This is a genomic window from Bacillus cereus group sp. MG1, from assembly GCF_040460035.1.
GTDB classification, from domain to species: Bacteria; Bacillota; Bacilli; order Bacillales; family Bacillaceae_G; genus Bacillus_A; species Bacillus_A cereus.
In genome coordinates, this window is record NZ_JARVGY010000003.1 from 227,029 (window position 1) to 247,363 (window position 20,335).

The window sequence follows — 20,335 nt, forward strand, 5'->3', positions numbered from 1 at the left end:
AATAGAGTAGAAAAGGTATACAAGCTTAAGCAGAAATGTACATTGCATATGTACATTTTTTATTTTGTAGAAAAACATTATTGATATAGAAACATATATTGGTATAAAAGGGGGAAAAGTATGAAACATAAAGGGAAAATTAGTGGATTATTGCTTGGCAATACTGTGGCAGTTACAGAATGGATTGCACTTCAGGATGTAATTGCAAAACTGGATTCACGATCATTTTATACCGTCTTTATTATTTATATATTGCAAATGATACTAAGTTATTATTTTGGACATTGGTACGATAAAAGAGCGAACGAGCGTATGGGTATGGAAGTAGGAGGAATGGCAAGCAATGATTTTGTTGTTGATTTTTTTGGGAAAGTAGCTGCTTTATCTGAAAGAGATTCTCGTAATATTACAGTGTACATTCTTTCTGTAAAAGAATGGGAAGGATTAAAAGACACGTTGCAAGAAAAAAAGTTGGGAGTGTTAGTACAAAAATTAGAGAGTACCATTGTAAAAACAATTCGGAAGGGCGATGTTGTTACAAAGTGGGATGAAAATAAGTACGTTATTGTAGCAATTGATAATGGCCATGAAACATCAACAATAACAAAACGATTAATGAAAAATATTGAAAGTGAAATAGAAGGTGATTTACTCAGTGTCACTCTTTTATTTGGAGCAGCTAGCTATCCAGTAGAAGGAAAAACGTTTGAAGAACTGTTGAGAAATTCGCAAAATCAATTGTACCAGTATAGAAATTTGCAAGAAAATGAGTGAAGCTTTGATTTGAAGATATATGATAGGAAGATGTTTTATTTGTAACATTTTTTTGACTTTTATTACAAAAAAACGCCACGTTTGTAATAAAAGTCTTTAAAAATATATGAAATAAGCATATAATTATGATGGTAGTGTCAATGCAATTTGCACAGTGTGTTTTATTTTAAAAGTGTAGAGGAAAGCAAGCTCTACACTTTTCCTTTTTAGGAAATGAAAAGAATATTTGTAAGTTGTTGCGAGATATCGATTGTACTGTGTAAAATGAACAAAGAGATTAATTGATAGAAAGCTGGAAAGGGAATGATAGACGTGAGAGCGGAGCGATCACCTTTTATCAGGTGAACTATTATAGTCTTATTAAGACTGAGGTGAAATTCCGTGGACATTAAAGTAATACATAGTGTGAACAGGCCTTAAAAAACACGAAGTAGTATACTTAAAGATGGATATGGAATTGCTAAATAATTCAAAAAGAATAATGTAATATCAAGTAATAATTTGTACAAACAATATTAATGATCTTCGTAAAAAAGATGCGAGTGTATAGAACAATTACATATTTTATAACTTTTTTATATTACACGATGGTCGTTTATAAGTAGGAGGAAGAGATGTTGAAATATAGTAAATTAGCAATTGTAACTGCATTATCAATGATTTTATTAGCCGGTTGTTTCGGTCCGAAACCAGAAGAAGAATTATATGTAGCGTTTGAAAACGCTGCTAAACAAGAAAAAACAATGTTTGAAGATGCAAAAAAACTTGAGACTTTAGAGAAAGAAGGACAAGAATTATATAACCAGATTGTTCAAGAAGGAAAAGATAATAATCAAACTGTTAAAGAAAAACTGAATCAAGCAGTGAAAAATACAACTGAACGAGAAAAAGTGCTTGCAAAAGAAAAAGAAGTTTTAAATAAAGCGCAAGAAGAAGTGAAGTCAGCTGATAAGTATGTGAAGAAAATTGAAGATAAGAAATTGAAAGATCAAGCTGATAAAGTGAAAAGCACGTATGAGAAACGACACGATTCATTTAATAAAATGTATGACAGCTATGACAAATCTTTAAAACAAGAAAAAGAGTTATATACAATGTTACAAGATAAAGGTACTAAATTAAAAGATATTAGTGAAAAAGTAAAAGTAGTAAATCAATCTTATAAGGATATTGAGTCAGAAAAAGATAAATTTAATGAATTCACAAAGTCTTATAATACAGAAAAAGTAGCTTTTTATAAACAAGCAAATATTAAAATTAAAGAAGAGAAAAAATAAAACAGTTTGGCCTACACTTGGCCAAACTGTTTTATTTTTTTGTATAAGTACGACTATACCATGGAACAGGTTCACTTAATTTTTTTTCTTGTTTTAATGCTTCAGGACCAATATAATCTTGAATTGTTTTTTTTGCCACTGTTAAAGATAAGGTTGTTTTCGGATTTCGATAGGAGGATTCAAGATGACCAAGATGCGGTAGAATTCGAAAATCTTCTTTCGTAGGAGGGATGTGGAAAAAATAATCGCCTAAACGTATAAGGACATCAGATTGTTGTTGGCTAAAACGTGGGTTTCTAGAAAAATGTAATCCTTCTTTAATTGCTTTTTTTTCAGCAATCAAACGTTCTAAAGCTGTCTTTTTTAACCAGTATAAATATTTAGGATTAGTAGCTGCTTTAGCATGACGATTCACAACGAAAATAGATTGAGCTAGTCGATTAATAGAATGTTGGTTTTGTAATTGAGATTGTGGTTGTGAAGGTTTCATATTGAATCTCCTTTCAATTTTTCATTATTATACCATAAATAAAATAGGTATTTATTATACGCAAAAAGTGATTGTATATATTTTCAATATTAAAGCAATATTGTTACAAAAAACAACTATTTTGTATAATAGTAATAGAATATGTTTTTTAAATTTGATAATGAAAGAGTGAGAAGTTTGAAAGAAATATTAAAACAACAGTATGCCATTATAGATATTGGATCTAATACAATGCGTTTAGTTATTTATGAAAAGCAAAATGGAGGTTTTTATAAAGAGATTGAAAATACGAAAGTTGTTGCTAGGTTAAGGAATTACTTAATTGATGGTGTGTTGAATGAAGAGGGAATAGAAGTATTATTACAGACATTATTTCAATTTCAAGAAAGTACAAGATTCCATCAGTTGCATCATGTACTTTGTGTTGCAACAGCAACAATTAGACAGTCGGAGAATCAAGAGGAAATTAAAAAGCTTGTTGAAGGACAAACGGACTTTACTCTTAGAGTATTATCAGAGTATGAGGAAGCGCGTTACGGATACTTGGCGGTTATGAATTCTACATCGTTTTCAGAAGGAATAACGGTAGATATCGGCGGGGGAAGTACAGAAGTTACATACTTTAGAAATAGAGAGATTTTAGAGTACCATAGTTTTCCATTTGGGGCACTTTCTTTAAAGCAACAATTTATTAAAGGGGATATTCCTACTAAAGATGAGTTAGAGGGAATGCAACAGTATTTAGAGTTTCAATTTCGAACGTTACCATGGTTAATCAATAAGAAATTACCTCTTATTGCAATTGGTGGTAGTGCTAGGAACTTAGTGAAAATCCATCAAAATTTAATATGTTATCCTATAGCAGGATTACATTTATACAAGATGAAAGAAGAAGATATTGAAAGTGTAAAAGATGAATTGGAAAAATTGTCGTTCATAGAACTTCAGAAATTGGAAGGATTGGCAAAAGATCGAGCAGATACGATTATTCCAGCGGTTGAAGTATTTCATACACTTGTTAATGTTATAGAGGCACCGGCATTTGTATTAAGTAGAAAAGGGTTAAGAGAAGGTGTTTTCTATGAAGAGTTGACAAAAGATTTGGGGATTTCATATTATCCGAACGTAGTTGAAGAAAGTCTGCATTTACTATCACATGAATACGAAATGGACATGGAATTTGTTATTCAGCTTATTAAACATGGAAGACTAATTTGCAAACAACTTGAGGAAATAGGGCTTATTTCTATGTCAGTAAAAGACTGGGAAGTGTTCCATCAAGCAGCGAAAGTATTTAATATAGGCAAATATATAGACGAAGAAGCAAGCCGTTTACATACGTTTTATTTATTAGCGAATAAGACAATTGATGGCATGATGCATAAAGATCGAGTAAGGCTAGCGCTTATTGCATCGTATAAATCAAAAATGTTATTTAAACAACATTTATCTCCATTTGAAGGTTGGTTTGATAAAAGCGAACAAAAAAAAATACGCCTGTTAGGAGCTGTTTTACAATTTTCAGCTACTTTAAATGTAAGGCAACGATCGCTTATTGATACCATATCTATAACAGAAAACGAAGAAGGATTAACATTTAAAGCTTTATGTGAAAAATCGGCATTAGCGGAAAAAGTGCAGGCTGAAAAACAAAAAAAACAGTTAGAAAGAGTATTAAAAACGAATATTAACTTGTTATTTGAACTAAAACATTAGGTTGTACGGATGTCTTTACAAAAAATTTACACTTTATAATATTGTAATTTACTAAAATAAAAGTAACTAAATTATAGTAAAAAAGTTTCAAGGGGAAGTGTGAAGAGAATGGAATTATTGAAGGGGAATGCAGTAAATTTAAATGATACAGCTTATTACAATAATCGAGAGTTAAGTTGGTTAGCATTTAATGAACGTGTCTTACAAGAAGCGCAAGATGCAAATAATCCACTTTTGGAAAGATTGAAATTTATTAGTATTTTTAGTTCGAATTTAGATGAATTTTTTATGGTACGTGTAGCGGGATTAAAGGATCAAGTGAGTGCTGGATTTAATCAGCCAGAAAATAAAGCTGGCTTAACACCAAAAAAGCAATTAAATAAAATTGCGATGAAAGCCCATGCACTAATGACAGTACAATATGATACATTTAAAAATTATGTATTACCAGCGCTTGAGTTAGAGGGAATTGAACGTTTAACATTCAATGATTTGACGAAAGAGCAGCGAGAATTTATAGAAGAGTATTTTGATGAGCAAATTTTTCCGGTGTTAACTCCTGTAGCTATAGATGCATATCGCCCATTTCCAATGTTATTAAACAAAAGTTTGAATTTGGCTACTCTTTTATATGATGAGAAGCAAGCGGAAGAGGAAAACAGGACGAAGTTAGGAATTGTGCAAGTTCCTTCATTACTTGAGCGCTTCATAATTTTACCGAGCGAAGGGCAAAAGCATAAATTTATTTTATTAGAAGACGTAATTAGTAGCTTTACTCATAAATTATTTACGGGATATACAGTATCATCTGTTACTCGTTTCCGTATTACACGCAATGCAGATTTAACGATTCATGAAGAAGGTGCGAGAGATTTATTAAAGGTAATTGAAAAAGAATTAAAAAAGCGTAAGTGGGGGGCTGCTGTTCGTTTAGAAGTTGGGAAAGAACACATTGATGAAAGAGTACTAGCGTTATTATATGAGGTTCTGGAAGTAAAAGATGAAGATGTATATATAATGGATGGTCCATTAGATTTAACATGTTTGTTTTCTTTATATAAAAAACTAGCTCCTTTATATGAACATCTTGTATATCCGGCTCTTATTCCGCAACCACCTCAAGATTTAGGTGATGAAGAAGATGTATTTGAAAAAGCAATTGAGCATGATATTTTATTACATCATCCTTTTGAATCATTTCAGCCGGTAGTTGATTTTGTCCGTGATGCGGCGGACGATCCGAATGTACTTGCGATTAAACAAACGTTATATCGTGTAAGTGGTGATTCACCGATTATTCAGGCGTTAAAGATAGCGGCTGAAAAGGGAAAACAAGTGACAGTATTAGTTGAATTAAAGGCAAGATTTGATGAAGAAAACAATGTTCATTGGGCTAAAGAATTGGAACAGGCAGGCTGTCATGTTATTTACGGTGTAAGTCACTTGAAAACACATAGTAAAATTACATTAGTTGTAAGAAGAAAAAACGGAAAAATCGAAAGGTTCGTACATCTCGGAACTGGAAACTATAATGATGCAACAGCGAAGTTATATACTGATTTTGGATATATTACATCAAGAAAAGACTTTGGGGTTGATGCAACCAATTTCTTTAATTATTTAAGTGGTTATACAACAAAGCCACATTTTCATCATTTATCGGTTGCTCCATTTGATATAAGAGAGCAATTTATAGATTTAATAGATGAAGAAATCCGTTATCATAGGCAATATGGAAATGGATATATTATCGCTAAGATGAATTCATTAACAGATAAACCATTAATTAAAAAAATGTACGAAGCATCACAAGCTGGAGTAAAGGTAGAGCTTATTGTTCGAGGGACATGTTGTTTAAGACCTGGCATTCCAAATGTAAGTGAAAATATTCGTGTAGTTAGTGTTGTTGGAAGATACTTAGAGCATAGCCGTATTTATTATTTCCATCATAATGGGGAGGAGAAAATATATTTATCTTCAGCTGATTTGATGACGCGAAATATGGAGAAGCGAGTGGAAATATCTTTCCCGATATTAGATATTGAAATGAAGGCACGAATTAAGGCGATTTTACAGCTTACATTAGCTGATAATGTGAAAACACGTGAACAAAATAAAGATGGTGATTACTATTATGTTATTAATAGTAGTACAGAAGAAATTGATAGCCAAGTGAAGTTGTTTAAGATGGCATATCAAAATACAGACGCTGAATAATGAAAAAAGTAAAAACCTCTTATGTCAATAAGAGGTTTTTACTTTTTTCTACTCATATGCTCCAAAAATGGAAGAATGAGTAGAAACAATAGTTTTATTATAAGCGTGTAATGAGATGGCTCGTTGAGAGAATAATATTTGAAAGAATCGTTATTTTAACTTAGTAATAGTATGGTTGCTGACATGGTCCACCGTAACAAGGATAAGGTGCTGGCGGCGGGAAAGGTGGTGGATAAGGTGGATAAAATGGTCGAGGGCCGAAAGCTAATGCTCCGCCGAGCAATCCACCAGCAATTCCAGCTAGAAAGGGAACGCCAAAAAACGGGAAGAAGCGTGAGTCGCCTACTGGACCAATAGGTGCTGAACGGACTGGAATTGGTTGATAATATGGATACATGAACATACCTCCTTTATTGGACTCACTTTTATCATATGGTAAACAAAACGTGGATGAGCGCGTACAAGAAAGGATATGTAAGAAAATAGGCGAATTATTACGAATGTTGGAGTGTGAAAATTGTGATTTCAGGTTTTGACATAAAGCGAAATGGGACACGTGTTCTTCCCAGGCCTCGATTGACATAGAGAGTTAAATCCTGAATTGTATAGAAGCCTTCAATATAGTCTTTGGCGAGTGAAGGTGTAATAATAGCTCCTAAAAAAGGAATTTGTACTTGTCCGCCGTGACTATGACCAGAAAGTTGCAAGTTGATTGGATATTTAGAAACTTGGGGCGCGATATCTGGTTCGTGAACAAGAACAATGTTATAAGTACTTTGCCGTGCATGCTCTAATGTTTTCTCTATTTTTGGTTTGCCTAATAGTATATCATCGAGACCGAAAATAGAAATTTCACTATTATCCATTAGACGAATTCTTTTTTCACTATTGAGCAATAGCTCAAATCCTGATTCACGCATGATGTGCTCATAGTATTCAGTTCCATATCCACCGTGATCATGGTTACCATAAATAGCGAATTTACCAAAGGGGGCTTGTATATTTTTTAAAATGGATGCAACGAAAGGAGTGTCAGTATACGTTTGATAATTATCAATGAGATCTCCGGTAAAAAGGACAATATCTGGATTTACAGCATTAATTTTAGAAACAACTTTAGATAAATGTTGAAGCGAGAAATAGTATCCGAGATGTAAATCGCTGAATTGAAGAATTTTCATACCATGAAAACTTTTTGGGATGAGTTGTGATTTTAATGTGTGCTGTGTAAAAGAAATGAAATGGGGCTCTATATATTTAGCATAGTAGTATCCGATGCTACTGGTTATAAATGAATAGAGACAAGTGCGCATACCAATTTTTAAAAAATTTCTTCTTGTAATGTGCTTCATAAAAATATGAGTATACCTCAATGTTTTCATTCCATTTATAGGCTACTCAAATCTCCTTTCAGTTTATTTAAAATATACTTTACATAATAAAAAGTAGTATAGATTACGAAAAAAATGAATAAAAAGAAAGTTCTTTACGTTAAAATATCAGAAAAGTTTAAAAATATAAAGATTTCTATTAAATAAAGTGATAAAATGAATGTGTATTCATTTTTTGGAGGGGATGTATGTGAAAGAAAAGGTAGTTATTATAACAGGTGGATCGAGTGGAATGGGAAAAGGAATGGCGACTCGTTTTGCAAAAGAAGGGGCACGAGTTGTTATTACAGGACGTACAAAGGAAAAACTAGAGGAAACAAAGTTGGAAATTGAACAATTTCCAGGGCAAGTATTACCTGTACAAATGGATGTAAGAAATACGGATGACATTCAGAAAATGATTGAACAGATTGATGAGAAGTTTGGTAGAATTGATGTTTTAATAAATAATGCAGCTGGAAACTTTATTTGTCCAGCAGAAGATTTATCTGTGAATGGCTGGAATTCAGTCATTAATATTGTATTAAACGGTACATTTTACTGTAGCCATGCTGTCGGAAAATATTGGATTGAAAAAGGTATAAAAGGGAATATCATTAACATGGTAGCAACATATGCATGGGATGCTGGTCCAGGAGTTATTCATTCGGCTGCAGCGAAGGCAGGAGTATTAGCGATGACGAAGACGCTCGCTGTTGAGTGGGGACGTAAATATGGAATACGAGTTAACGCTATCGCGCCAGGACCAATTGAACGTACGGGCGGTGCTGATAAATTATGGATTTCAGAAGAAATGGCTAAACGGACGATACAAAGTGTTCCGCTTGGAAGGCTGGGTACGCCAGAAGAAATCGCTGGTCTAGCTTATTATTTATGTTCAGATGAAGCTGCGTACATAAATGGAACTTGCATGACAATGGATGGAGGACAACATTTACATCAATATCCATTTTAAAAGGGATAAAAAATGAATGTTTGATTCATTTTTTTATGGTTAAATGTGACGGAATTGTGACATATGAAAGAAAAGTGTTTACAAGAGGTCATATATACGTTATATTTAAGACCTCTTTTTTCTTCATAGTAGAATTGCTAATTCCCCTTAGCATTTTACCCCTCTAATCCCTTCAGGAAAACTGAAGGGATTTTTTATTATTTTTCCGTAAATATCATGTTATAATTTTTGAAAAGTAAAGGGAGGGAAGCACGTTGATAGATGCATTAGATGTAATGAGTAACTTGGATAAAGTCCTTCCTTATTATCAAGCTATTTTTAGTGCTGATGAGCATACTGTAATTGGATACGAAGTAGTAGGACGTATTCAAACAGAAGAGGGCATACAAAGTTTAGCTTCTTTCTTTCACGATGATTCGATTCCAAGTGAATTTCAACTGGAAGCGGATAATATTATAGTAGAAAAAGCTTTAAATCGTTATTTAGAAAGCGATCAAAAATTATTATTATTTATACATCGGAATGCTAATGTATTAATGAATGATGATGATGAAAGCTTGCTTCAACTTTTATTGAGGTATGAAGAACAAGGTTTAAATTTAAAACAAATTGTTTTAGAGATTACAGAGCATGAATGTAAAGAAGATATAGAGCAATTTAATCATTTGCTTATGTATTATCGTACATATGGTATTCAAATTTCGATTAATAAAGTCGGAACGGGCACAAGTAATTTAGAGCGTATTAGCGTGTTAGCACCTGATATTTTAAAAGTAGATTTAACGAACTTAAGGCAAACAGCACTTTTACAATCTTATCAAGATATTTTATATTCTTTATCATTACTTGCTAGAAGAATTGGTGCAACTTTGTTATATGAAGAAATAGATGCTTTTTATCAACTGCAATATGCTTGGAAGAACGGCGGAAGATATTATCAAGGTAATTATTTGAAAGAATGTTTACCTGATTTTATTGAAACGAATGTTTTGAAAGAGCGACTAGGTAATGAATGTCATCAGTTTATTCAGCATGAAAAGAAGAAGTTACAAAAAATTTATAATTTAACAGAGATGTTACGCGATCGCATTGGCGATGTTTTATCAAAACAAAAAAAGAATGAAGATATAAATGATTGGTTATTACAATTTAGTCAAAGTGTATCACAGTGTAGTTTTCGTATATTTATTTGTAATGAAGATGGTTTCCAACAATCAGGAAATGTTATGAAAAAAGATGGAGAATGGATTGTGATGCCGGATTATTATATGAAGAACTGGAGTTGGCGCCCGTATTTTCTCGAGAATATCATGAAAATGCGTTTTGAGAATAAGGCGAGGCTTTCAGATTTATATGCAGATATTGAAACGGGAGAAATGGTACGAACATTTTCTTTCCCGATTGATGATGACAACTTTTTATTTATAGATTTATCTTATGAATATTTATATGAAGAAGATGTTTTATTTTAATGCACGAAGAGATTCGTGCATTTTTTGTTTGTTTTTATCATAAATTGGTAATAGTGAAAATGGTGATGAAAATGCTGTCTATCGTTGTAAAGATTTTACGAACGAAATCTGTCCTGTCTTTGCATAATCATTGTTACAATGAATACTACAAAGACAAGTTCTTTTAAAAGGAAGGTGAAAAAATGAGGAAATATGGAATATGGCTTGTTCTATTTGTATGTGTTGCCTTTCTAGTTGGTTATAGTGTTACGACTGTTTTAGGAAAAGAGGAAGTGGAAGTCGATCGGAAAGAAGTATTTACAACGATACAAAAAGGCTATGAAACCCAGTTTTCAATTCGTGGGAAGCATTTGCCGATGAATAAGATGATAGAGACGTTATCACCGTATTTTACAGATAATTTCCTTCAAGTATTTACAGATGAAAATAGCAGAAGTGATAAACAAAGTGGTGAATATTTACTTCCGGCAAAAGAAGCACCGTTTTCTTTTAATTCAGAAACGAAAATGTCGTATGATGAAGAACATAAAAATTTATATGTATATGAGCGGACAAAAAGTGGACAGTATCAAATTGTAACATTGAAAAGGGATCAAGATAAATGGAAGCTAGCAGGATATCATGAAAGTCAGGAACTTTTAACTGAAATAAAAAGGTTGCAACAATTATAAAGTGAAACTTTTAATCAGTGGGAGGGATTACTCTTCCATCTAACTTCTTTGCTGTAGCTAAATTTGGGGTAGGAGTTTTACTACCCACAAATAGCGGGATAAGAATAGGAATAGGTATTTACCTATTCCTATTCTATATTGAGTAGTTGTTGTAACTTTTCAATTTGAAACCCTGCAACTACTTCGCCATCAATTACGACTGTTGGAGTTGAATAAGAATCATAGTCGTATAAAAGACGATTGCGAGCAGCAGCGTCTTTTTTTACGTCAAATTCTTCATATGCAACGTTATTATGCTTCAAAAATTCTTTCACAATAACACAGGGCGGACAATCGGGTTGTGTATAAACCTCAATTTTTTTCATTGTTATTCCTCCTTTTTTCTGTTTTTTATTATATTCTTCCAGTATAAAAACCGCAATAAAGAAGGGGAAATATGTTCTTTCTGTTTTTTCCTTCGCATTTCGACAAATTTTTAGTTGAGTTTCTGGCCAATAACCTTTATCCTAGAGTGTGGAACATTTTTTCTGTTATGACGGATAGAATGAGTATAGCTGTAAAACCTATTGGTAGGAAGATCAGAGAAAGGAGAGATTTCATGTCTCTACTCCAAGGAATTTTAACTCGACTTGTTAGTCTACAAGAACAAGCTGAAAGCGGTGAAGTAGCACAACGCTATTTTGAAGTGAACGGTGAGCGCAAATGTAGCGTGAAATTTTTCGATAAAAGTGAAATGTATGAGTTAGAAGTGTATCAACAAGGTGAAAAACCTCAAGTGTATCAATTCGATAATATCGACATGGTTGCAATTGAGATTTACGATATCATTTCTTGATACATATAAAAAAGGTACTGCCATGTGGCAGTACCTTTTTTAGTTCTATTACTTTCTAGTGGAATGTATAGAAGTTTTTTATTTTTCCTACAATGGTATTAAAATGAAATTTTAATCCGTGCAAGTTTGCTTATCCATGTGGAAAATGAGTCCCGTCAACCGGGTGAATATGTGAAGCTAAACTTCTCACAATCGCTGGGTTCTGCAAATAGCGGGAGAAATATAACTAGGAGGTTATCGTATGGAACGTTTACCAGTTGTGATTTGTCCTAATTGTCAAAGTTCTGCTGAGATTATTCATGTATTAACGGCTCAATCTAATCAAAATGTAATTTATACGTGCCAAGTTTGTCACTTTGTAATTCGAAATATTGAAACGAATAAAGGATAGGAAGTTATAATTTTAGTTTTTGTCCCATACAATGAGAATACGAAAAGTCTGTCTAATTGAAAGGACGTGACTCTGTGGACGGTGCACATAAATTTTACAATGTTTCAGAGAGACATTTAAATTTTGATATGGTCTTTAACCGTATTTGTAGTTTCATTGAAAAGGATCCGCGAAATTTATATCGATTATCCATTGGGACAGACTCACAAGCGCATCAAAAGGATACGAGGTTTATTACAGCAATCCATATTCATCGTGTTGGAAAAGGTGCCTGGGGCTGTTTACACCATAGATCAGTAAAAGATAAGCCGGCAACCTTACGTGAGAAAATATATTTAGAAACGCAGTTTAGTCAAGAAATCGCATGTCTATTTACGCCTACTCATATACAAACAATATGGGAGTTATTGCATCCTTATGCTCAAGATGGGGCTGGATTCATAATGGAAATTCATTTAGACATTGGGAATGATGGTTTAACAAAAGAATTTATTTTAGATATGACAGAAAAAATTCGAGCGATGGGATTAACTGCAAAAATTAAGCCAGATGCTTATGCGGCGTTTAGCTATGCAAATCGATATACGAAATGATTTTTTTTGTATGTATACGATTGCTACATATCTTTTAATAAAAACTGAATATTACATCTATTAAATAGGTTGAATTTTTTATATAATAAGAGTAACGATGCGAGTGTAAGGAGAGGGGTATATGCAAAGGGAAGTTGTTTTAACGAAGGAAGAAGAAAGTTTACTACTAGATATTTTATTTCAGCAAAATTACGCAAGTGAAATTTTAGCTGTGGAACTTACAGATATTGAGAATGGTTTGAAACAGACAGATGTGATGCAATATAAAAAAATCACAAGGTTATTTTACAGATTAAAAAATAAAGGGTATTAAGCGCTACCGGAATGGTAGTCTTTTTTTTGTGCTGTATGCTAAAATAGCTGTGTGATTGTATTTTTATTGAAATAAATTTAGGACAAAATAATAATATGAAAACGCTGTCATAAAATGTGAATAGAGTTGTGAACATAAGCAGGAAAAAGGGAAAATGGGGGATGTAATATGATTAGTATTCCGAAAGACGAATTTCAACAAATTCTTGTGAAGGATTTAATGATTTCATCGGAAAAAGTAGCTCATGTCCAAATTGGAAATAGTTTAGAACATGCTTTACTCGTTCTTGTGAAATCTGGATATTCGGCGATACCTGTCTTAGATCCAATGTATAAACTACATGGTTTGATTAGTACTGCCATGATATTAGATGGTATGTTAGGATTAGAACGTATTGAGTTTGAAAGACTCGATGATATGAAAGTAGAGCAGGTGATGAAAGAAGATATACCTGTTCTTAAATTAGACGATTCATTTGCAAAAGCTTTAGAAATGACAATTGATCATCCTTTTATTTGCGCTGTTAATGAAGAAGGCTATTTTGAGGGGATTTTAACACGTCGGGCTATTTTAAAATTGTTGAATAAGAAAGTAAGGCAACATAATCGATAACGTAAGAAAAGTGACTTCATAGAAACGAAGAAGTCACTTTTTTTTTCGTGCATATCACTTGTGTATGTATTATATTTAAAAAGACATAAAACATAAGGAAAGTTTGCGCTGGACAATTGTATTTTCTGAATGAAAGCATTCGGGTAAATTAAGGATGAAAAGCTTATTGAAATAAGGTGTATGGAAGCTAAGGAAAGAGGGAGAAAGTTGCAAATTGATGATTTTCAAATGATGGTTGTGTTAGCTCAGGAATCAAATATGAGAAAAGCGGCGGAACGTTTATTTGTTTCCCAACCTGCGCTGAGTCAACGATTACAATCTATGGAGAAACAATGGGGAATGAAGTTTTTTATTCGCTCACAAAAAGGATTGACAATTACACCTGAAGGGGAAAAAGTTGCAAATTATGCTAAAGAAATGTTGCAAAGGGAAGAAGATATAAAAAGTGAGCTAGCTGTTTTCAGAACGGAAACTCATGGAACGTTAAAAATAGCTGTTGCATCAGTTATTGGTCAATATTGGCTCCCTCCTGTTTTGAAAAAGTTTGTGCATAAATATCCTTCTGTCAAGATATCGCTGTTTACTGGATGGAGTAGTGAAGTGCAAAAGCAGTTTTATGAAGGAGACGTTCATGTTGCTATACTGAGGGGAACACAAGAATATAAAGGTCAGAAGCAACAATTATTTGAAGATGAACTGTATTTAGTTGATAAAGAAATAAAAGATATTTCGATGTTAAAAGAAACAAATAGGCCGTTCATTCAATTTAAAAGTGATTCGACTTATTATGGACAAATACAAAATTGGTGGTATGGTTTATTTTCTAATCCGCCTAAGCGAACGATTGTAGTTGACCAAATTGAAACATGTAAACAACTTGTTTTAAATGGTATAGGTTATGCCCTTTTACCTTCTACTGTTTTAAAGGAAGTACAGGAAAATATGTATAAAACACCTGTTCAACTGACGAGAGAAACATGGTTGTTAACAAGTGACTCGGCAAGGCAGTTGAAGCAAGTACAAGCATTTTTAGAAATTATAGAAGAAATTCAAAGGGAAAAATAAGATTATTATCTTGCTACTCGCTCTTTCGTTTGGTAGAGTAACATTATAAATGGATTTAGGAGGCAACAAGAATGAAAATGATGGACGCTAACGAAATTATTTCGTTTATTCAAAAAAGTGAAAAGAAAACTCCTGTAAAGGTATACATAAAAGGGGATTTAAAAGAAGTAACATTCCCTGAAACAGTACAAGCATTTGTGAATAAAAAGTCAGGTGTATTATTCGGAGAATGGTCTGAAATTAAGACAATTCTTGATGAGAATAATAAGCACATCGTTGACTACGTTGTAGAAAACGATCGTCGTAATTCTGCAATCCCGATGCTTGATTTAAAAGGTATTAAAGCTCGCATCGAGCCAGGTGCTATTATTCGTGACCATGTTGAAATTGGTGACAACGCTGTAATTATGATGAATGCAACAATTAACATTGGTGCTGTAATTGGTGAAGGTTCTATGATCGACATGAATGCAGTACTTGGTGGACGTGCAACAGTCGGTAAAAACTGTCACGTAGGTGCAGGTGCTGTACTTGCAGGTGTTATTGAGCCACCTTCTGCAAAACCAGTTATCGTTGAAGATGATGTAGTAATCGGTGCAAACGTGGTTGTTTTAGAGGGTGTTACAGTAGGGAAAGGTGCAGTCGTAGCAGCAGGAGCTGTTGTAACAGAAGATGTGCCTCCATACACAGTTGTTGCAGGTACTCCAGCACGTGTAATTAAAGAAATTGATGAGAAGACAAAAGCAAAAACAGAAATTAAACAAGAGCTTCGTCAATTAAACCCAGAGAAATAAAAAGTAAAAAAAGCGTAAGAGCGTAAATGGGCTCTTACGCTTTTTATAGATAGAGGTGCAAAAATGACAGTAAGCAAATTTATCCAAATTCGTAGAGATTTACATAGAATTCCAGAAATCGGATTTAAGGAATGGAAAACACAACAGTATATTTTAGATTATATAGGAACACTTTCTCATGAATTTGTGGAAGTGAAGACATGGAAAACGGGTGTAATCGTTAAAGTAAATGGAAAAAATCCCGAAAAAATAATAGGTTATCGTGCAGATATAGACGGTTTACCAATTACAGAGGAAACTGGATACGAGTTTGCTTCTATTCATGAAGGAATGATGCATGCATGTGGCCATGATGTACATACAACAATCGGTTTAGGCCTTCTAACGAAAGCTGTGAGCGAAAGAATAGATGATGACCTTGTATTTCTATTCCAGCCAGCAGAAGAAGGACCAGGCGGTGCTCTTCCTATGTTAGAAAGTGAAGAGTTAAAAGAATGGAAACCAAATATAATTCTTGGTCTTCATATTGCACCAGAATACGCTGTGGGGACAATTGCAACGAAAGAAGGACTGTTATTTGCCAATACTTCAGAATTATATATTGATTTAAAAGGGAAAGGTGGCCATGCTGCCTATCCGCATACTGCAAATGACATGATTGTTGCAGCGAGCCACCTTGTTACACAGCTTCAATCCGTTATTAGTCGCAATGTGAATCCACTTGATAGTGCAGTAATTACAATCGGGAAAATTACAGGTGGTACGGTTCAAAATATTATTGCAGAAAAATCTCGTTTAGAAGGAACGATTCGAACATTATCAGTGGAATCAATGAAGCGTGTGAAAAGCAGAATTGAGTCAATTGTTGCAGGTATCGAAGCTTCTTTCCAGTGTGAGGCGATTATAGATTACGGAGCAATGTATCATCAAGTATATAACCATGAAGAGTTAACGAGAGAGTTTATGGAATTTGTACATAAACAAACTGATATGAATGTTATTACATGTACTGAGGCAATGACGGGTGAAGATTTTGGTTATATGCTTCGAGAAATCCCTGGATTTATGTTTTGGCTTGGAGTAAATTCAGAATATGGTTTACATCATGCAAAATTAAAACCAGACGAAGAAGTGATTGAAAAGGCAATCACATTTTTAAGCCAATATGTAAAGTGGAAAGGGAATAGAAAATAAAACTTCCGCTCTCTTGAAGGTTCCAAAAAACTTTTTGTTCTGAGGTGTAAGTAACGCTCGTATAGATTGATTTTAGACATTTACATACAAATGGAAGAATTAAAGTTAATTGTACTGTTTTAATAATGAGCAGGGGGTTTAGCCACTGCTCATTATTAATTATTTGACTAACTTATATATGTTTACTTTTAGTATGAAAAGTGTGTAAAATCAATGTGAAACATAGAAAAAAGGGTGGGGAATTACGTGCAAATTAGCAGTGCGATTTTATGTTTCGTCTTATATGCGTATGTTATTATTGCGGCGGTTTATTTTGGGATAAGTTTTTATGCCTATCGTCTAGTAGATAATAATGAATATGACGAAACATACAAATGGGTGAAGAGATATTTATCACCTGTACTAGAAATTATGAATGGGTTTGTGCTCTTTTTATTTATTGGATTAATTGCTTTCTCAACGAGTTTAGTAGGGAATAAAACTACGTTATTTGTATTGGGTATCATTATTTTTATGTTGTTAGGAATAAGGATTGGTAATACGGTCTTTTGGGATGAAAGAAAAGTAGATGGTTGGACGGGAATGTTAATTCCGTGCATGTTAGCTGCAATCGTGACAAATATAGAGCATGAATATTATCAATTACATTTTTGGCTTATTATCGTTTTAACAATTCTTTCTGTTTTGTATATAAGCACAGTAGTACTAACATATATTGCACATGAAAAAGGAGATGTTAAAGGCACTCGTTTCTTTAGAGGACGGGCATTATTTTGGAGTGTGCCGACGATGGCAGTTATCGCGCTTATTGCGATATTAGTAAATGGATATCAATTTTCTAATTGGCAACTATTTTTAGAAAATTGGTGGATCTTTATCTTTTCGTTTATTGCTTTTTTAGGTGCAACGCATTATTTATTCCATCAACATCATTACATATGGGCGTTGTTATTTGCATTCACACAGCTTCTATTTGCCTTTTTTGGTCAAGAAACATTATTATTCGTTTTTGAAACATTTAGTTCTTTTGGAAATATATTTGTATTTGCTATGCTACTTGTTGGTATCGCTTTTTACTTGCAACAATATTTTTATATACAAAAACAAAAATAAGAGCTAATCATAGTTTTTGTGACGCATATAAAGTGTGTTACACTGAAAATAAATAGTACTTGAAGTTATTGGAGGAATTCTTGTGGGTGAGAAAGAAAAAGAATTTGCTGTCATTGGACTTGGTCGCTTTGGTGGAAGTATTTGCCGAGAACTAGCTCAATTAGGTATGGAAGTAATGGCAATCGATTCAGATGAGGATAAAATTAATGAATTTGCAAATATAGCTTCGCATGCTGTAATTGCAGATTCAACAGATGAGATGGTATTAAAAAGCCTTGGTATTCGAAATTTTGATCACGTAGTCGTTGCTATTGGAGATAATTTAAATTCAAGTATTTTAACGACTTTGATTTTGAAAGAGTTGGGTGTAAAAAATATTACTGTAAAAGCTCAAAATGATTATCATGAAAAAGTGTTAAGTAAAATAGGTGCAGATCATATTGTGCATCCAGAACGTGATATGGGAAAAAGGATTGCTAATAATATTGCATCAAGCAATGTGCTAGACTACCTTGAGCTTTCAGATGAGCATAGTATTGTAGAGATTATTGCGAATAAAAAAATTGATGGGCACTCTTTAATTGAATTAGATATTCGTGCGAAGTTTGGATTGAATATTGTAGCAATTAAACGAGGCAAAGAAGTTATCGTATCCCCTCGAGCTACGGAGAATATTCAAGCAGGAGATATATTAATTGTCATTGGTCATGACGATGAAGTGGATCGATTTAAACACTTTTTAAGATAAGAGAAAAGAAAAGGACAATGCCTTCATGGCATTGTCCTTTTTCTTATATTTCCATAATGATTGGTAAAATCATTGGACGACGTTTCGTTTTCTCATATAGGAATGGGGCTAATGTGTCTGTAATTTCATTTTTAATTTCAGACCATTGTGTTGTTTTACGCTCCATTACTTTTTCTAAATGAGTTGTAATTAATGTTTGTGCATCATTGATTAAATCGCTGCTTTCACGCATGTAAACGAAACCGCGTGAGATGATATCAGGTCCTGCTGCAACTTTAAATTCTTTCATATCAATGCTTACAACTACAATTACAAGTCCTTCTTCAGAAAGGATACGACGATCGCGTAATACGATATTGCCAATATCTCCAATACCGTTTCCATCAATGTAGACCGAACCAGATGGGATTTTTCCAGCTACGCTAGCTTCATCCGAACGTAAAGCAAGAACATCGCCATTATCCATAATGAAGCAATTTTCTTCAGGGATGCCACAATCATTTGCTATGTTCATGTGCATACGCTGCATACGATATTCACCATGAATTGGCATGAAGTACTTCGGTTTAATTAGACGTAACATTAACTTTTGTTCTTCTTGTCCACCGTGTCCACTTGTATGGATATTTGAAAGTTTCCCGTGAATTACATCAGCGCCAGCGCGGTACAACATGTTAATTGTACGACTTACGCTAATTGTATTTCCTGGAATTGGTGAAGAAGAGAAAACAACTGTATCTCCAGGAATAATTTGAATTTGGCGGTGTGTACCATTTGCAATACGTGAAAGTGCTGCCATCGGTTCACCTTGACTACCTGTACATAAAATAACAACTTTATTAGCTGGTAAGCGGTTTAGTTGAGATGCATCTATGAATGTATCTTTCGGGCAACGAATATAACCAAGGTTTTGTCCAATTTCAATCGCTGCTTCCATACTTCGACCAAACACAGCTACTTTACGGTTGTTTTCAACAGCAGCTTCAACAACTTGTTGTAAGCGGTGGATATTTGATGCAAAGGTTGCGAATATAATCCGTCCTTCTACTTTACGGAAAATGTCTTGAATGCTATCACCAACGCGACGCTCAGACATAGTAAAGTTTGGAACTTCACTGTTCGTACTATCAGATAATAGACATAGTACGCCATCTTTACCGATTTCAGCCATTTTTGTTAAATCAGCTGGTTCACCAACTGGTGTGAAGTCAAATTTGAAGTCACCTGTATGAACAACTTGACCTTGAGGTGTTTTCACAACAACGCCGTACGAATCTGGAATACTGTGAGTTGTACGGAAGAAGGATACAGACGTTTTTTTGAATTTAATAACGTCATCTTCTTGAATCTCGTAAAGTTTTGCTTTACGAAGTAAGCCGTGTTCTTCTAATTTGTTTTTGATGAGTGCAATTGCTAATTTTCCGCCGTAAATCGGAATGTTCACTTGACGTAATAGGTAAGGGATTCCGCCGATATGATCTTCGTGACCATGTGTAATGAATAACCCTTTAATTTTATCTTCGTTTCGCACAAAATAAGTGTAGTCTGGTATTACATAATCGATCCCGAGAAGTTCGTCCTCTGGAAATTTAATTCCAGCATCAATTATAATAATTTCATCTTGAAATTGAACAGCGTATGTATTTTTACCGATTTCACCAAGCCCACCGAGAGCAAATACAGCAACTTGGTCGTTTTTTAGAAATTTCATATC

Annotated in this window: 22 protein-coding genes; 17 read left to right on the forward strand and 5 right to left on the reverse strand. The window is 33.7% G+C overall.

The features are described from left to right. Window positions 1-120 precede the first annotated feature (120 nt). Both QCI79_RS31100 and QCI79_RS31105 read left to right on the forward strand, forming a co-directional pair. On the forward strand, window positions 121-774 hold the full coding sequence (locus QCI79_RS31100) for a diguanylate cyclase domain-containing protein (protein WP_021727655.1): 654 nt from the start codon (window positions 121-123) through the stop codon (window positions 772-774). Between the two features lie 614 nt (window positions 775-1,388). Continuing rightward, window positions 1,389-2,051, forward strand: a complete 663-nt coding sequence (locus QCI79_RS31105; protein WP_000922482.1) for a YkyA family protein — start codon at window positions 1,389-1,391, stop codon at window positions 2,049-2,051. Window positions 2,052-2,082: 31 nt separating this feature from the next. Here QCI79_RS31105 and QCI79_RS31110 read toward each other — a convergent pair whose 3' ends face one another. Next, a complete protein-coding gene (locus QCI79_RS31110; RefSeq protein WP_000804862.1) occupies window positions 2,083-2,541 on the reverse strand; it encodes a YkyB family protein in 459 nt (152 codons plus the stop codon). Window positions 2,542-2,682: 141 nt separating this feature from the next. Here QCI79_RS31110 and QCI79_RS31115 point away from each other — a divergent pair, with 141 nt between their 5' ends. Then, window positions 2,683-4,257, forward strand: a complete 1,575-nt coding sequence (locus QCI79_RS31115) for a Ppx/GppA family phosphatase (protein ID WP_003285197.1) — start codon at window positions 2,683-2,685, stop codon at window positions 4,255-4,257. A gap of 108 nt (window positions 4,258-4,365) precedes the next feature. After that, window positions 4,366-6,474: a polyphosphate kinase gene (locus tag QCI79_RS31120; RefSeq protein WP_000421682.1), complete on the forward strand. Its 2,109-nt coding sequence runs from the start codon at window positions 4,366-4,368 to the stop codon at window positions 6,472-6,474. Between the two features lie 160 nt (window positions 6,475-6,634). Here QCI79_RS31120 and QCI79_RS31125 read toward each other — a convergent pair whose 3' ends face one another. After that, window positions 6,635-6,871 (reverse strand): hypothetical protein, encoded by a 237-nt coding sequence (locus tag QCI79_RS31125; RefSeq protein ID WP_000283738.1) that lies wholly within the window; start codon window positions 6,869-6,871, stop codon window positions 6,635-6,637. Between the two features lie 97 nt (window positions 6,872-6,968). Then, window positions 6,969-7,826, reverse strand: coding sequence for a metallophosphoesterase (locus QCI79_RS31130; RefSeq protein ID WP_021727656.1), 858 nt, complete (start codon window positions 7,824-7,826; stop codon window positions 6,969-6,971). A gap of 229 nt (window positions 7,827-8,055) precedes the next feature. On the opposite strand from QCI79_RS31130, the gene fadH reads away from it, so the two are divergent. From fadH to QCI79_RS31145, 3 genes are all read left to right on the forward strand, one after another. Next, a complete protein-coding gene (gene fadH / locus QCI79_RS31135) occupies window positions 8,056-8,820 on the forward strand; it encodes a 2,4-dienoyl-CoA reductase (protein ID WP_000660913.1) in 765 nt (254 codons plus the stop codon). Window positions 8,821-9,074: 254 nt separating this feature from the next. Further along, window positions 9,075-10,292, forward strand: coding sequence for an EAL domain-containing protein (locus QCI79_RS31140; RefSeq protein WP_000564306.1), 1,218 nt, complete (start codon window positions 9,075-9,077; stop codon window positions 10,290-10,292). Window positions 10,293-10,474: 182 nt separating this feature from the next. After that, a complete protein-coding gene (locus tag QCI79_RS31145; RefSeq protein WP_001233804.1) occupies window positions 10,475-10,963 on the forward strand; it encodes a DUF3993 domain-containing protein in 489 nt (162 codons plus the stop codon). A gap of 128 nt (window positions 10,964-11,091) precedes the next feature. On the opposite strand, the gene QCI79_RS31150 is transcribed toward QCI79_RS31145, so the two are convergent. Continuing rightward, a complete protein-coding gene (locus QCI79_RS31150) occupies window positions 11,092-11,328 on the reverse strand; it encodes a glutaredoxin family protein (protein WP_000717875.1) in 237 nt (78 codons plus the stop codon). Between the two features lie 233 nt (window positions 11,329-11,561). Here QCI79_RS31150 and QCI79_RS31155 point away from each other — a divergent pair, with 233 nt between their 5' ends. From QCI79_RS31155 to QCI79_RS31200, 10 genes are all read left to right on the forward strand, one after another. After that, window positions 11,562-11,798, forward strand: coding sequence for a YkuJ family protein (locus QCI79_RS31155; RefSeq protein ID WP_000055151.1), 237 nt, complete (start codon window positions 11,562-11,564; stop codon window positions 11,796-11,798). A 241-nt stretch (window positions 11,799-12,039) separates the two neighbouring features. Continuing rightward, on the forward strand, window positions 12,040-12,189 hold the full coding sequence (locus tag QCI79_RS31160; RefSeq protein WP_000440540.1) for a hypothetical protein: 150 nt from the start codon (window positions 12,040-12,042) through the stop codon (window positions 12,187-12,189). 74 nt (window positions 12,190-12,263) lie between these two features. After that, the gene (locus tag QCI79_RS31165; RefSeq protein ID WP_000348489.1) at window positions 12,264-12,782 is read left to right on the forward strand and encodes a ribonuclease H-like YkuK family protein; all 519 of its coding nucleotides are present in this window, start codon (window positions 12,264-12,266) and stop codon (window positions 12,780-12,782) included. Window positions 12,783-12,903: 121 nt separating this feature from the next. Then, window positions 12,904-13,095, forward strand: a complete 192-nt coding sequence (gene abbA / locus QCI79_RS31170) for an antirepressor AbbA (RefSeq protein ID WP_001188692.1) — start codon at window positions 12,904-12,906, stop codon at window positions 13,093-13,095. A gap of 168 nt (window positions 13,096-13,263) precedes the next feature. Continuing rightward, on the forward strand, window positions 13,264-13,707 hold the full coding sequence (gene cbpB / locus QCI79_RS31175) for a cyclic-di-AMP-binding protein CbpB (RefSeq protein WP_000623579.1): 444 nt from the start codon (window positions 13,264-13,266) through the stop codon (window positions 13,705-13,707). A 180-nt stretch (window positions 13,708-13,887) separates the two neighbouring features. Continuing rightward, on the forward strand, window positions 13,888-14,772 hold the full coding sequence (locus QCI79_RS31180) for a transcriptional regulator CcpC (protein WP_001987174.1): 885 nt from the start codon (window positions 13,888-13,890) through the stop codon (window positions 14,770-14,772). Between the two features lie 71 nt (window positions 14,773-14,843). Next, window positions 14,844-15,566 carry a 2,3,4,5-tetrahydropyridine-2,6-dicarboxylate N-acetyltransferase gene (gene dapD / locus QCI79_RS31185; RefSeq protein WP_000783241.1) on the forward strand — a complete coding sequence of 241 codons (723 nt, stop codon included), beginning with the start codon at window positions 14,844-14,846 and terminating at the stop codon, window positions 15,564-15,566. Window positions 15,567-15,629: 63 nt separating this feature from the next. Then, window positions 15,630-16,760, forward strand: a complete 1,131-nt coding sequence (locus tag QCI79_RS31190; RefSeq protein WP_000218663.1) for an N-acetyldiaminopimelate deacetylase — start codon at window positions 15,630-15,632, stop codon at window positions 16,758-16,760. A 246-nt stretch (window positions 16,761-17,006) separates the two neighbouring features. After that, a complete protein-coding gene (locus tag QCI79_RS31195; RefSeq protein ID WP_001167317.1) occupies window positions 17,007-17,873 on the forward strand; it encodes a cytochrome c oxidase assembly protein in 867 nt (288 codons plus the stop codon). A gap of 82 nt (window positions 17,874-17,955) precedes the next feature. Beyond that, complete coding sequence (locus tag QCI79_RS31200; protein ID WP_000504032.1) at window positions 17,956-18,621, forward strand: potassium channel family protein; 666 nt, start codon at window positions 17,956-17,958, stop codon at window positions 18,619-18,621. Between the two features lie 43 nt (window positions 18,622-18,664). On the opposite strand, the gene rnjA is transcribed toward QCI79_RS31200, so the two are convergent. Next, complete coding sequence (gene rnjA / locus QCI79_RS31205; protein ID WP_000670377.1) at window positions 18,665-20,332, reverse strand: ribonuclease J1; 1,668 nt, start codon at window positions 20,330-20,332, stop codon at window positions 18,665-18,667. Between the last annotated feature and the right edge of the window lie 3 nt (window positions 20,333-20,335).

What these genes read in the sequence shown, in the direction of transcription:
- QCI79_RS31100 (WP_021727655.1), top strand. Translation starts at nt 121, where the DNA reads ATGAAACATAAAGGGAAAATTAGTGGATTATTGCTTGGCAATACTGTG.
- QCI79_RS31105 (WP_000922482.1), top strand. Translation starts at nt 1,389, where the DNA reads ATGTTGAAATATAGTAAATTAGCAATTGTAACTGCATTATCAATGATT.
- QCI79_RS31110 (WP_000804862.1), bottom strand. Translation starts at nt 2,541, where the DNA reads ATGAAACCTTCACAACCACAATCTCAATTACAAAACCAACATTCTATT.
- QCI79_RS31115 (WP_003285197.1), top strand. Translation starts at nt 2,683, where the DNA reads ATGTTTTTTAAATTTGATAATGAAAGAGTGAGAAGTTTGAAAGAAATA.
- QCI79_RS31120 (WP_000421682.1), top strand. Translation starts at nt 4,366, where the DNA reads ATGGAATTATTGAAGGGGAATGCAGTAAATTTAAATGATACAGCTTAT.
- QCI79_RS31125 (WP_000283738.1), bottom strand. Translation starts at nt 6,871, where the DNA reads ATGTATCCATATTATCAACCAATTCCAGTCCGTTCAGCACCTATTGGT.
- QCI79_RS31130 (WP_021727656.1), bottom strand. Translation starts at nt 7,826, where the DNA reads ATGAAGCACATTACAAGAAGAAATTTTTTAAAAATTGGTATGCGCACT.
- QCI79_RS31145 (WP_001233804.1), top strand. Translation starts at nt 10,475, where the DNA reads ATGAGGAAATATGGAATATGGCTTGTTCTATTTGTATGTGTTGCCTTT.
- QCI79_RS31150 (WP_000717875.1), bottom strand. Translation starts at nt 11,328, where the DNA reads ATGAAAAAAATTGAGGTTTATACACAACCCGATTGTCCGCCCTGTGTT.
- QCI79_RS31155 (WP_000055151.1), top strand. Translation starts at nt 11,562, where the DNA reads ATGTCTCTACTCCAAGGAATTTTAACTCGACTTGTTAGTCTACAAGAA.
- QCI79_RS31160 (WP_000440540.1), top strand. Translation starts at nt 12,040, where the DNA reads ATGGAACGTTTACCAGTTGTGATTTGTCCTAATTGTCAAAGTTCTGCT.
- abbA (WP_001188692.1), top strand. Translation starts at nt 12,904, where the DNA reads ATGCAAAGGGAAGTTGTTTTAACGAAGGAAGAAGAAAGTTTACTACTA.
- cbpB (WP_000623579.1), top strand. Translation starts at nt 13,264, where the DNA reads ATGATTAGTATTCCGAAAGACGAATTTCAACAAATTCTTGTGAAGGAT.
- QCI79_RS31180 (WP_001987174.1), top strand. Translation starts at nt 13,888, where the DNA reads ATGGAAGCTAAGGAAAGAGGGAGAAAGTTGCAAATTGATGATTTTCAA.
- dapD (WP_000783241.1), top strand. Translation starts at nt 14,844, where the DNA reads ATGAAAATGATGGACGCTAACGAAATTATTTCGTTTATTCAAAAAAGT.
- QCI79_RS31190 (WP_000218663.1), top strand. Translation starts at nt 15,630, where the DNA reads ATGACAGTAAGCAAATTTATCCAAATTCGTAGAGATTTACATAGAATT.
- rnjA (WP_000670377.1), bottom strand. Translation starts at nt 20,332, where the DNA reads ATGAAATTTCTAAAAAACGACCAAGTTGCTGTATTTGCTCTCGGTGGG.